Source organism: Nitrosomonas limosa (assembly GCF_054188085.1).
On sequence record NZ_CM135180.1, the window covers coordinates 3,059,433 to 3,072,703 of the forward strand.

Annotated in this window: 11 protein-coding genes; 3 read left to right on the top strand and 8 right to left on the bottom strand. The window is 43.8% G+C overall.

The genetic code is table 11. The annotated features are described in order from the left end of the window. The first annotated feature begins 536 nt into the window (after positions 1–536). The 3 genes from ACV7NC_RS14260 to ACV7NC_RS14270 all read left to right on the top strand — a co-directional run bounded on the left by ACV7NC_RS14260 (position 537) and on the right by ACV7NC_RS14270 (position 4,078). On the top strand, positions 537–1,526 hold the full coding sequence (locus ACV7NC_RS14260; protein WP_458153307.1) for a glycosyltransferase: 990 nt from the start codon (positions 537–539) through the stop codon (positions 1,524–1,526). Positions 1,527–1,607: 81 nt separating this feature from the next. Continuing rightward, positions 1,608–2,612 (top strand): hypothetical protein, encoded by a 1,005-nt coding sequence (locus tag ACV7NC_RS14265; protein ID WP_458153308.1) that lies wholly within the window; start codon positions 1,608–1,610, stop codon positions 2,610–2,612. 11 nt (positions 2,613–2,623) lie between these two features. Beyond that, positions 2,624–4,078 (top strand): mannose-1-phosphate guanylyltransferase/mannose-6-phosphate isomerase, encoded by a 1,455-nt coding sequence (locus ACV7NC_RS14270; RefSeq protein ID WP_458153309.1) that lies wholly within the window; start codon positions 2,624–2,626, stop codon positions 4,076–4,078. A gap of 286 nt (positions 4,079–4,364) precedes the next feature. On the opposite strand, the gene ACV7NC_RS14275 is transcribed toward ACV7NC_RS14270, so the two are convergent. The 8 genes from ACV7NC_RS14275 to ACV7NC_RS14310 all read right to left on the bottom strand — a co-directional run bounded on the left by ACV7NC_RS14275 (position 4,365) and on the right by ACV7NC_RS14310 (position 13,195). Further along, positions 4,365–5,369, bottom strand: a complete 1,005-nt coding sequence (locus tag ACV7NC_RS14275; protein WP_458153310.1) for an NAD-dependent epimerase — start codon at positions 5,367–5,369, stop codon at positions 4,365–4,367. Positions 5,370–5,373: 4 nt separating this feature from the next. Continuing rightward, positions 5,374–6,702 carry a UDP-glucose dehydrogenase family protein gene (locus tag ACV7NC_RS14280; RefSeq protein WP_458153311.1) on the bottom strand — a complete coding sequence of 443 codons (1,329 nt, stop codon included), beginning with the start codon at positions 6,700–6,702 and terminating at the stop codon, positions 5,374–5,376. Positions 6,703–7,021: 319 nt separating this feature from the next. Then, positions 7,022–8,122, bottom strand: coding sequence for a glycosyltransferase family 4 protein (locus ACV7NC_RS14285; protein ID WP_458153312.1), 1,101 nt, complete (start codon positions 8,120–8,122; stop codon positions 7,022–7,024). A 10-nt stretch (positions 8,123–8,132) separates the two neighbouring features. Then, positions 8,133–10,001 (bottom strand): asparagine synthase (glutamine-hydrolyzing), encoded by a 1,869-nt coding sequence (asnB, locus tag ACV7NC_RS14290; protein ID WP_458153313.1) that lies wholly within the window; start codon positions 9,999–10,001, stop codon positions 8,133–8,135. A gap of 856 nt (positions 10,002–10,857) precedes the next feature. Beyond that, positions 10,858–11,361: a phage tail protein gene (locus ACV7NC_RS14295; protein WP_458153314.1), complete on the bottom strand. Its 504-nt coding sequence runs from the start codon at positions 11,359–11,361 to the stop codon at positions 10,858–10,860. A 47-nt stretch (positions 11,362–11,408) separates the two neighbouring features. Further along, positions 11,409–11,927 (bottom strand): phage tail protein, encoded by a 519-nt coding sequence (locus tag ACV7NC_RS14300; protein WP_458153315.1) that lies wholly within the window; start codon positions 11,925–11,927, stop codon positions 11,409–11,411. Positions 11,928–11,971: 44 nt separating this feature from the next. Beyond that, a complete protein-coding gene (locus ACV7NC_RS14305; RefSeq protein WP_458153316.1) occupies positions 11,972–12,493 on the bottom strand; it encodes a phage tail protein in 522 nt (173 codons plus the stop codon). Positions 12,494–12,544: 51 nt separating this feature from the next. After that, on the bottom strand, positions 12,545–13,195 hold the full coding sequence (locus tag ACV7NC_RS14310; protein WP_458153317.1) for a hypothetical protein: 651 nt from the start codon (positions 13,193–13,195) through the stop codon (positions 12,545–12,547). Positions 13,196–13,271: the final 76 nt, after the last annotated feature.

Sequence of the window (13,271 nt, forward strand, 5' to 3'; positions counted from 1 at the left end):
GAAAATTTGCATTTGACTCTCTATGATTGCTTAAGGTTGGCAGACTCCTAGATCGAGAAATTTTACTCAGCTACAATCTTTACAAAGCCTCAAAGCTTCTTCTGAAACATAAGCAATATTAATGTGTTACGCGATCTGGTGAGCAGCTGATTCGATCAAGTCTGAGCATGGGATGTGATTTATCTATCCTTCGTGTCCGCTTTTCTTCATCTGGTGATTATTAGTTATTAGCGTAGTCGTAAGATACTGAATCTAAAAATTTTTAACAGTTTGCTTGCCGGTTTATGTTTGGATGTGTTTGAAAAGGGAAAATGTCGCTATGGAAGAACGGATACATTAATTCTGCATCAGGGTGTGCAAAGTCTTCTATGGGATTTTCATAAATGCCAGAGCTTTGATCACATTACAAGCTCATGGAGGAGGAGTGAAGGATAAAAAATAATGCTCCAAACACATTTTTAACTTTTGGGATCCGCTTCTATATGAATTTTCTGTGAATAGCTAAATTGCGAGATTTGACTTTTGGAGAGGGGGGAATGAAAGTAAGTGTAATCATTAAGGCGCTGAACGAAGAGCGGAATATAACTCGTGCAATTGAATCAGCTTTATTAGCGATTAATAAGGTTGGAGGCGAAGTAATTCTAGCCGATTCACTATCAACAGATCAGACAGTTGAATTAGCCAGTCGTTATCCTTTGCGGATTGTACAACTTGTAAATCCCCTGGATCGTTGCTGTGGTGTCGGTGCAGAAATTGGCTATCGTGTAGCTCGCGGTGAGTATATTTATATTCTTGATGCTGATATGGAATTAGACGGCGATTTTTTAGTGGCTGCTGTTGCTGCTTTGGATGCGGATACTTCTTTGGCTGGCATAGGAGGAACGCTTAAAGACTTGTATGTAGTGAATGCCGAATTTCGACGTCGCGCAGAGGATATTGCAGCCGTTGAAATTGGCGAAGTTGATTGTCTGAATGGTGGAGGGTTGTTTAGAAAAACAGCAATAGAACAGGTTAATTATTTTACAAACCGGAACTTACATTCTTATGAAGAATATGAGCTGGGTTTACGGTTGCGAGCAAATGGGTGGCACCTACAACGCATTAATCTTCAGGCGGTTAAGCATTATGGCCATACGGACACAAGTTTTAGATTGTTATGGCGGCGTTGGAGGGGACGTTACGCCTGGGGAGCTGGTGAGTTATTACGTGAAGCCTGGGGAAAGCCTTATTTAGGAGAAGCCATGAAGGGGGTCGCTCAATATCGTTTATCTATAATAGTTTTAGTATGGTGGTTGAGCCTCTTGCTGAGCGCAATTGGTGGATGTTACCATCCATCGGGTTGGTGGATATTTTTTGTCTTGTTACTTGCTCCGTTGATTTTTGGGGTAATTCGAAGAAAGTCTTTGATGGATGGCCTTTATATGGTGGTATCACAAAATCTTCATACTGCGGGGGTCATCATGGGTTTTTTTTCTGCTCGCCGCGGGGATCCTGATCAACCGCCAGAGTTCAAAACAATCAAATAGTTTCGGTTTGTTTAAGCCATGAATGTTGTGAAATGTATGAAACGTAGACTTTAAACAGCAATAACTTCCAGCAGGTTCAATATGGGAATATCACAAAGAAAACCAAGAGTGTCGTTATCTGGAAAATTTATTTATCTTCAAGCTCTATTTTTAATCTTCATATGTTTAGTCGTCTCTGTTGCTCATGCCGAAAAAGGATTGCTTTTTAAGTCAAATTTTGGTGCAGGCATTTCAATTAATGCGCCACATAATTTCTATGCAACGGGCAATGGGGCCTGGCAGGAAATCACGGGACTCGACTCAGAGACAGGTTATAGCTGGCCCGTCAAAGCATTCGGTGCGAGATTTTCAGGTGTACAGCTCATTACAATTGATCCCGTTACCTCTGAAACTATAGGTAATTATATAGTTAATGAAATTAGAAAAGTTGTCGGCCCCAACGGAGAATCAGTTAATGCACTTTATCAAAATGTAAAAATCAAAGGGGCTGTTGGACAAGCTGGTTCGCAGGCGCCGTTTGTATTTGTAAGACCCTATACGGCTGGTGATGTCAAGGACTTGTATTTGACATATTGGATTAAATATCCGGCAGATCTGGCAGATAAATTGGATGCTACAGTCTCATCCGGAAATTGGCGCACTCAATTTGAATTCAAAACGGGTGGATATGACGGCAATGACGGTAGCGGCGATTATCGGATTATCACCAACATATATAAACATACGGATGGCAAACTTTATTGGATGACAAAAGGGGACAGCCAAGCGAATGGTCCAATTCCAAGAATCACCTACTGGCTTGAGGATAATCGAGTGGTACCGGTCCCAGTTGGTGAATGGTTCAAATTTGAAGTATTCTGGCACCGTTCCAGAGGCAAAGAAGGGCGTTTCTGTGCAGCTGTCAATGAACGGGAAATAGTTAAGTACCAAGGTTCGACCATGGGGGAATACAATCTCCCGGTCACCCGGATAATGGTTAATAATGCATATAGTGGTGGACATGGTCCGGTCGAATCGTACACGACAGGATTGGAGATATGGGAAGTGATACCTGCCGCAAGGATGGGGAAATTTTGCTATTTTTGATAGAGATCTGAATGGATATACTTATTCCTGTAATTTTATCGGGTGGTTCGGGAACACGACTATGGCCGCTTTCACGCGAAAAGCATCCAAAGCAGCTTTTATCCCTCATTGATGACGATTCTTTATTACAGGCTACTGTACGCCGATTAGACGGTTTAAATGGTGTTACAGTTAAGGCTCCGATCATTGTTTGTAATGAAGAGTATCGTTTTGTAATCGCCGAGCAATTGCGGCTTATGGATAGAAAAGGAATCATCCTGCTTGAGCCATTTGGACGGAATACGGCGCCAGCTCTGACCTTGGCAGCACTCTCCGCTATGCGGATGGATAAGGATCCAGTGTTATTGGTTATGCCGTCTGATCATGTCATTTTGGATATTGAATCTTTTCATGCTGCAGTATTGTCCGCGATGCCGCAAGCATTGACGGATAGCATCGTTACTTTTGGCGTTACTCCGGATGCACCGGAAACAGGGTATGGCTACATACAGCTTGGAGAATCATTAACGCAAGACAATACTGCATATCATATTGCACGCTTTGTAGAGAAACCGGATATATCAACAGCACAAATCTATCTGGATTCTGGAAATTATCTCTGGAATAGCGGCCTATTTATGATGCGCGCGTCGGTATGGTTGGCTGCAATTGCAAAGTCTCGACCTGATATTCTTGCAGCATGCCGGAGTGCATGGGATAAAGGATCGGCGGATGGTGATTTTTTGCGGCTAGATAAAAATGCGTTTGAGAATTGCCCCAGCGACTCTATTGATTATGCTGTGATGGAGCGCATTACTGATTCTCGGAACGGGCTACCTCACGGTGTTGTTATACCTCTTTCGGCAAAATGGTCCGATATCGGCGCCTGGAGTTCATTGTGGCAAGTACTACCTAAAGATGATGCCGGAAATGCATTGAAAGGTGATGTGCTATTGAATCACTGCAGTAATACACTTGCAATCTCAGAGAGTCGCTTGGTTACCTGTGTGGGTGTGGAAAACATGATTGTGGTTGAAACTGCCGATGCAGTATTGGTGGTTAATAAAGACAAAACACAGGACGTCAAATTAATCGTTGATTTTCTGAAAAAACAGGATCGGCTGGAAGGTCGTTGGCACCGCAAGGTATTTCGTCCATGGGGATGGTACGATGGAATTGATGCTGGTGAACGCTTTCAAGTCAAACGCATAGTTGTAAAGCCTGGTGCAGCACTGTCTTTGCAAATGCATCATCATCGAGCGGAACACTGGGTTGTCGTGCGTGGCACAGCGCGTGTAACAAAGGATGAAGAAATCTTTTTAGTTTCCGAAAATGAATCAACGTTTATACCACTCGGTACAAAACACAGATTAGAAAACCCTGGTTGTGTTCCCCTTGAAATGATCGAGATACAATCGGGTTCCTATCTCGGAGAAGATGATATCGTGCGATTTGAAGATATTTATGGAAGGCGAATACAAAGTTGACTTGTAAAAGTTTTGGGGTGTAGTAGTTCAAATTAAATTTGAGTCCAAAGTTTAAGTATTTTTTGTTGTATCCAAAGGTTTAACCGCACTTATCATAACGAGGTTCTGGATTGTTAAGTTTCTGAATCACTTAACGAGGCGTGGCTCATGACTGAAGAATGGCGGTAACACTGTAAAATGAACGACCGCATGAATAGCTTGGCAAGCTTCCACCCACCCAGTTCACTATGACAAAATCTCAATAACCTCTACTTTCGATGGATCGGAAATTCGAAGAGACTATAAACTAAGCGTGATAATCGCGATACCAAGCTACCCATCTTGCGATACCTTCGGTTAATTGGGTTTTTGGTTCGAACCCTATATCACATCTGAGATCTTCAATATCAGCGTAGGTGGCAACTACATCTCCTGGTTGCATAGGTAGAAAATTTTTTTTTGCTTCCCGACCAAGTGATTCTTCGATGGTTCTGATGAAAATCATCAATTCTACCGGCTGGTGGTTACCGATGTTATAGACTCGATAAGGAGCGTAACTGGTTCCTGGATCTGGAGTGTCAGTAGTGAAAGCTGGATTAGGAATGGCAATTTTATCAAGAGCGCGTACAGTACCTTCTGCAATGTCGTCAATATAAGTAAAATCGCGGCGCATCTTCCCATAGTTAAATACATCAATAGTACGACCCTCAAGAATAGCGCTGGTAAACAACCAGGGTGACATATCGGGCCGCCCCCAGGGACCGTAAACTGTAAAATACCGGAGACCAGTGGTGGGTAAGTTATAGAGGTGACTATAGGTGTGCGCCATCAGTTCGTTTGCTTTTTTACTTGCAGCATAGAGGCTAACCGGATGATCAACGTTGTCATGCACAGAAAATGGCAACTGAGTGTTGGCACCATACACACTCGAGGAGCTTGCGTATACAAAGTGTTCAACTTTGTTATGGCGGCAGCCCTCGAGCAGATTTGCAAATCCGACTAGATTGGTCTGGATATAACTATATGGGTTCTTCAGTGAATAGCGTACACCAGCCTGGGCAGCTAGATTAATAACACGATTTGGTTTTTCCTTGGAGAACAGATCATCTATAGCTTGCCTATCAGCAATATCTCCCTGAACAAACTTAAAATTTGGATAATTTGCTAGCTGTGCCAACCGGGCATATTTTAAACGAGGCTCATAATAATCGTTGAGGTTATCAATACCGACGACTTCATCGCCCCTTTTTAGAAGAATTTGAGCAACATGCATGCCGATGAAGCCAGCGACACCTGTTAGCAGTAGTTTCATCGTTTTAATTTCTGCCGATTGAATAATAGGAGATTCCTTCACGTTCCATACGTTCAGGAGAAAATAAATTTCGTCCGTCAAAGATCACTGGATTTATTAACTCACTCTTGATTAGGTCAAAATTTGGTGCACGAAATTGTTGCCACTCTGTGACGATTACCAGTGCATCGGCATTGCGCAACGCTGCTTCCTTAGTACCCATCAAAATCAGATCTGTACGTCGCCCATAAATGCGTTGACACTCATTCATTGCAACAGGATCAAATGCTTGAACTTTTGCACCTGATTCCCAGAGTGCCTCCATAAGTGTTCTACTGGGAGCTTCTCGCATATCGTCAGTATTGGGTTTAAAGCTTAGACCCCAGAGCGCGATGGTTTTTCCGGAAAGCATATTTGCTCCCCCGAAATGCTTTGCAAGTTTATCAAAAAGCCTTGTTTTCTGACGACTGTTAACTGATTCCGTAGCCTTAAGTAATTCAGCATTGTAACCAACTTGTGCCGCAGTACGTTCTAATGCTTGCACATCTTTAGGAAAACAACTGCCACCATAGCCACAACCTGGATAAATAAAGTGATATCCAATGCGAGGGTCGGCGCCAATACCTTTGCGGACTTCTTCAATATCTGCACCCAAGATTTCGGCCATGTTAGCCAACTCGTTCATAAAACTAATTTTTGTAGCAAGCATTGCGTTGGCAGCATATTTAGTAAGTTCTGCACTTTTCACATCCATAAATATAATGCGTTCATGATTGCGATTAAAAGGCTCATAAAGCTCATTCATTTGCTTACGAGCCTCGTTTGATTGAGTTCCGATTATGATACGATCGGGTTTCAGAAAATCACTAACTGCCGCACCCTCCTTTAGGAATTCAGGGTTGGATACCACATCAAAAGCAATATCTTTGCCGCGCTCGGCGAGAACTTTTGCAACATGCGTTCGTACTTTGTCAGCAGTTCCAACCGGCACAGTCGATTTATTGATGATGATTTTGTAACTTTGCATGTTTTTTGCAATACTTTCAGCAACAGAAAGTACATATTGTAGATCAGCAGATCCATCTTCATCGGGAGGAGTGCCTACAGCGATAAACTGTATTTCGGCATGTTGAACAGCGGCTACTACATCGGTAGTAAACTGCAAGCGCCGTTCTTTAACGTTTCTTTCAACAATGCTATCGAGACCGGCCTCCCAAATAGGCAAAATACCCTTATTCAAGTTATCAATTTTATTGTGATCAACATCAATACAAACCACGTCGTGACCAACGTCGGCTAAACAAGCTCCAGTAACAAGGCCGACATATCCCGTTCCAAAAATACTGAGTTTCATTGATCTCCTTTTATTCCATGATCTGATGTTGGGAAACTGACCTCATTATCATTTTCTCTGAAAACTGTATATAAATTTCGATTAAATTCAACTGACACTATTAAGAACTGCATTAACGAATGTTGCGGTAGTTTTGAATTAAATTGTGTGCGCCGCAAAACTAATCGGGGAATTATATTTGGCATAAGTTTGCTGTTCTTTTACACAGGCTTAAACTGCGGATCTATATGCTCCCCACTTACTTTATTCGAGTTAGTACATTCCTGACGAGTTAGTATAAAAACGAACCGATAATTTTTATACTTTTCAACTGCAGAAACTACTTTTTATACGATAAAGCAATCTGCTTATAGACATTCGCCAAGAAGTCTGCGGCGTTTGGCGCTAAGAATCTCTCTATGGCATACTGATGATTAAAAATAGACATATTTTTAAGCATATTCCGGTCATCAATCAGATTCTCGATAGCAGTTATAATATCTGTAACTGTTCTTTGTTTTACTAAGTAACCCATTTTCTTATGTACAAAGAAATCTCGTAATCCTCCTACAGGGCAAGTGATGACGGGTATTCCGAACGCCATGGCCTCGAGAACGGAATTAGGCATCCCCTCTCCATAGTATGTAGGAAAACAAAATATATGATGTGATGCGAGCAGTGATCTCTTGCTGTCACCGCGAACATCTCCAACCACATGCAAGAATTCTCTCGACTTATCATGCTGATCTGCGAACTGCTTTACGGCTTCCATCGAAATACCCTCACCTGCTACTGTAAGTGCAACTGGTTTACCCTTTGATCGTAATTGGGTTACCGCTTCCATAGTCTCCATCACCCCTTTTTCTTTTTCCAATCTAGCGAGGAACAGGACTTTAATTAAAGGCTCAGTAGTTAATTTTTCCGATTTTTCGTTAAATGAGAAATTTCTAATGAGATCAGTAGATACTGTAGTCGTAGCAAGATGAATTGGGGCTGTTACGCCCCAATCGGTTAGTTTATCTTTAAATGCGGAAGCGAGAACAATAAAAGCATCCGCTTTAAGATAGGTTTTCCTGAAAAACCATAAACCAAATTTTTCTACGGATAATTCAAAATTTCCATCCCATCCGCGAAAGAATACAACAACGGGATAACCGGAATGCTTGGCTTGGCGAATAAAGAAACCATCACGTATATAGCTTTTTAAGTTTAGCGATGGATTTACATGAACAATGGCGGGCTTAGTCCTGTTCAGTGTTTCCCGGAATCTCAGCTGGTCAATCAGAGGGTGCAAAATCCCGCCATTACCATTAGTCGCACCTATTTCCATATAGGATGTGGTGAAACTATTTTGCTCACGTAAAAAAGGAAGAACAGCATTATAATAATTTGCTACTCCACCTTGATCCGAAAGAGAAGGGCCAGTTATAAGGACATTCATTTTTGTACAATCAACCTACATTCAACCGCCACTGTCTAAGTAGAAACAATATCCATATAAAATTGCCATTATCAAACTTGCCATCGATGTTTGCTTGGATGACACTTTCAATAGTATCCCGTTTAATCATGAATTCTTCTTCGAGTGCAAGCAGATCATGCAAATGGGAGCGAAACGATTCACCTTTGAACCATTCACGCAACGGAACAACAAATCCTTTTTTGGGTGCCTTCAGAAGTTCGTCTGGTAAAGATTTGGCAATCGTTTCACGCAGAATAACTTTTCGAGTATAACCAGACATCTTTACATCCTTGTGAACTTTTGCCATGAATTCAACAAGTCGATGATCCAGAAAAGGGACCCGTGCTTCCAGTGAGTGGGCCATACTCATACGATCGACTTTGACTAACATATCATCTGGTAACGAAACTTTGAATTGAAAGTACATCAGTTTATAGAATGGATCTTTGTATCGGCAATCTCGCATCGTATCTTCAATATAATCTTCAATGTTCCATGTATGATTTTGATTGCCGATTAATTCCTTAATCGTAGCCGGATTAATAGATGCAAGTTTAGTAATTAGTCGGGTAGAAAATGGTAATGTCGCTGCCGAGCAAACTTTAGCGACACGATTTAACTGGTAACGCAGATTTCCGCGAAGGGAAAATGCTAACGATGAAGCAAGCTTAGGAATTCCATTCTGTATTAGATAAGGCAGGCGCTGATAATGTGCTGAAAATTTTTCACCCTGATAAATTGTATAGCCTGACAGGATTTCATCTCCACCATCACCAGTCAACACCATCTTGACATGCTGACTTGCATGATGGGAAACATGTCCAGTTGGTATAGCTGATGAATCTCCAAATGGCTCATCATAATGATATAGAATTTTCTTTAAGGAGTATTCGAAGGTGTCAGGTTCCACCACATGCTCATGATGATTGGTTTGAAAAGCCGTGGCTACTAGTTTCGCTAATTCGCGCTCGTCAAACAGCTTTTCTTTAAAACCTATAGTAAAAGTTTCAACTTTCTGCTCAGTAAATTGAGACATTAGGGAAACAATACTGGCAGAATCAAGTCCACCACTCAAAAAAGCTCCGAATGGAACATGGCTACGCATTCTGATTCTCACCGAGTCACTCAGGAGATGGCTGAATTCTTCATGCACAGCGGTCCTGTCAGTATTCATCTCATTTTCGTCTATCTGCGGAAAGCTCCAGTATTGATGTTCGGTTACCTTACCATCTTTGATCAGAAGATGATGCCCAGGACGTAACTTGTGGATATGGCGATAAAATGTATGAGGTGCTGGGATATAACCCAACATTAAATAAATTTCGAGCAGTTCTATCCTAACCTCGGCGGGAACACCGTATGCCAGAATAGATTTTATTTCTGAACCGAAAAGAAAAGATTTATCGTATTCGGCGTAAAACAGCGGTTTCTCTCCAATCCTATCACGGGATACGAATAACTGTTTTTTCTTTGCATCCCATAGTGCGAATGCCCACATGCCATTGAAATGGTTTTGACATTCCGTTCCCCACATCTGGTATGCATGTAAAATTACTTCGGTGTCCGATTCCGTATGAAATCTGCAACCAAGTTTTGACAATTCATCTTTCAGTTCAATGTAGTTATATATCTCACCATTAAAGGTTATTGCAAGTGATTTATCTTCACTGAGCATCGGTTGTTGCCCTGTAGACAGATCAATGATTGCGAGACGCCTGTGCCCAAGCCCAACAGAGTTGTCAATATATATTCCTTCACCATCGGGGCCTCTGTGAGCAAGACAATGGATCATCGGATTTAACAAACCAGCATTCACCGGTCGTTCGGCAAAGTGATAGATTCCCGCAATACCACACATAAGTATTAATTGTCTATTATTGATCTGTAGATTGGAGACAATCCGTTTTTGAATGTTTTAGGCGGATATTGCTTAAGCATTTCATGACACTTCATACTTATCCACCAATCACAAGAAGGAGAATCGGCAACTTTTGATGTATAAGAAAGAGCAATACGCTTTTCTTGATTTTCGAAGTTAGCAAAAGCAGAATCAGTTGTCAATTCTAGTTTTGAGAATCGAAATTACTTTGATGCTCTAGTGCTCTTCTTTTAACTGGACGACCTGAAAGAAAATTAAGCTCTGCTACATGTGGATTCCCATTCGTTTCATCAGTGACGATACGCGATCAAAGAGATTTAATTCATGTTTGGTTTGAGTATCTTTGAAAGCGTTCTGGAGCCAGCAAAAAGGACGGTTTAGATGCGATTCATCTACCCGGTGCATCAGCACAAGTCCCGCTGTGGATCGTGGGAACGGTTGGTAGTATGTCTTTGAAGGTACTACCTCCAATCGCTGGATTGATATATCAATGGCTGATTCCTATAACTGACTGCTACTTCCATTCCGAAATCTGATTCAAATACACATCAAATCGTTCAGCTAACCCAGTCAGCGTTTTTCACCTTTGATCGCGGCGATTGCCACTATGGCTTTGAATCCCGTTGCCTGGTTCTTATTCAATTTGCTCATACTCTCGCTTCTTTTGCCGGGAATCTCACGGATTGAGTAAAATTAACACTTATGCGGCAGTCCATTTTCTAGGCTTCTCGTCCCAGATTCCCCGCGGTAATATTCCCATTAAAAATGGGAATATTACCGGACACCTTTGAAGTGTTTACCTAAAAGTATCCGTCCCGTCTTTTCCGGCGGTAAATTAACTCCGGCTTGGAAAAATACCCTGCAAAGCAATGCAATAATTCACTACTAGATATGGCTGCATATTCGGATGTGGTTGGCTTTGACCGGTGTTGCCGATTGCTGCAGCGGCCATGGTTGCACCGCCTGTGTTGCTGAACACGACATTGCCGTCGGAATCCTGCGCCCAGAATTTTTCTGACGGACTGGTCTGAGTTCCCAGCACACTGCTGCAGTTTGCTGTGTGACTGTGCAGGGGAATTTGGGCAGCGGTGAGTGCTACGCCTTCCGTTCCACCGCGTGTGCCCTGGGTATGAGCCGGGTTCGGGTGTATTCCCGCGCGGCCCCGAAGATCCGGCAGCGCGAAAGTGGTGCGGCCGTCTCCGCCGTACATCGTGCCCAATAACGAAAACAACGCGGCATTTTGGGCGATCAGCAGCAATTGACCGTCACAACTCGCCCAGCCTTTGGGTGGAAAACCGAATGCGAAGGGGCGGATTTCTCCTATAAATGGTTCGTCCATACTATCCTCTCATTGTCTTATCGAATTTTACTTGAAAACATCGGGACTCAGCTTCTCGGGGGGAATACGCCCTGTACTGCAATGCAGAAGTTCAACACCAGATAGGGTTGCAAATTATCGTGTGCTTGTCCGCCTCCGTTAGCGGTAACAGTTCCTGCCGCCATCTGTGCCGGCCCGCTGTCGCCGTATTCCTTGCTACCGCCCAAATCCTGTGCCCAGAAATTTCCGATGGGGTTCGGTTTGTTGCCGTTTCCGGCCTGTGCACTGGCTGGATGCGTATGTGCTGGAATCTGCTGCACCGTCAATGTCTCGGTCACTGTACCGCCGGATTCACCCAAGGCGCGCATTGAGAGGCCGCTCCCTTGCCCAGCGCCCATGACAACATTGCCTTGAAGGTTAGGCAGCGCGAAGGTTGTTTTGCCGTCGCCACCATAAGTTGTGCCAAGAATCGAAAATAATGCCGTATTACTTGCAATGGGTAATAATTGGCCATTGCACTGCGCCCAACCCACCGGCGTGAAATTAAATCCGAACGAACGGATTTCTCCAATATACGGATCACTCATACAAAGATCTCCTTTTTTCTACGGTTATCCGGATGTCTCTCATCCTAGTTTCTGGAAGGATAAATGCCTTCCAGCGCGATGATGTAATTAATGACCAAATAGGGTTGCACATTGTTATGCGGTTGTCCGCCGCCGGTATTGCCGATCGCCGTTGCGGCCATGGTGCCGCCGGCGGTTGTGCTATACGCTCCGGTATTGCCGCCGGGATCTGTTGACCAATAGCTGTTGATAGGGCTGGCGCTATTGGCGGGGACATTGGAACAGACCGCGGTATGGTTGTGAGCTCCCAACTGTCCGGTAGTCAACGTAACTGTTTCGCTGCCGCCCAGCTCGCCGATCACCCTGGGACTGAGACCAGGCCCGCTACCCTGGTGTAGTGGAATACGGCTGGCGAGGTTCGGCAAAGCAAATGTCGATGCGCCGTCGCCGCCGTAGGTCGTTCCAATGAGCGAGAATAATGCATCATTCTCTGCGATTGGAAGCAGCTGACCTTGGCATAAAGCCCAGCCGACAGGCGCAAAATTGCCGGCAAATGTTCTGATTTCACCTATAAATGGGTCAGGCATAATTCTCTCCTTGCCTCTGAAAAAATTCAGTTATAACCATGCGCAATCGCATCAAACCATCTTGCGCCGCGCCGCAGCCAATACCGCCGGGACGCCGAGCAGAAGTAAGGTGCTGGTCAGCGGTTCCGGAACTGCTGTTGCGACGATGTCCAGCGTAGCAAAATCCAGTGCGGCGCCATTAAACGGTGTTTCACCGAACAAGCCCAACCCCGGACCCGCCAGCGCCAAGGAAACGTTGACAGTACCCGAAGCCAATCCGGCAAAGGTCGATGCCGGTAACGTCAGCGTATACACGTTATTCTCCCGGCTGGCACCGCCATGTGATTCAAACAGCGTATTGAGCGCGCTGGTAAAGTCAATCCCATTGACGGTAAAAGATGCGACCTGATTTCCAATGGCAGCGGATTCGTGATCAAAAATACCGAATTTCAAGCTACCGTCGATGATAGTGTCCGCGATCGCACCGTATGAAAACGTCCAGCTGGAGGAGAAATTCGGTCCGCTGGTATCCGTGCCAATGAATACACCATTAAAGGGCGCGGGTTCACCGGCTCCGGCAGATAGAAAAGCACCAGTGGTTGGCGTATCGCCATCGGCAAAATCCTGATCGCCAAGTGTTGCGACCGTACCTGCGAGCGCAACCTGAGATCCGGTCAGCAATGCTAACGCTGCAAGCGTCCTTGAAGACAAATATTTTTTCATCGAAATAGCTCCTATAAATTTGTTATTTTTTAATTTTTGACAAGGCCGCTGCGATAACTACCGGTTTTCTATATAT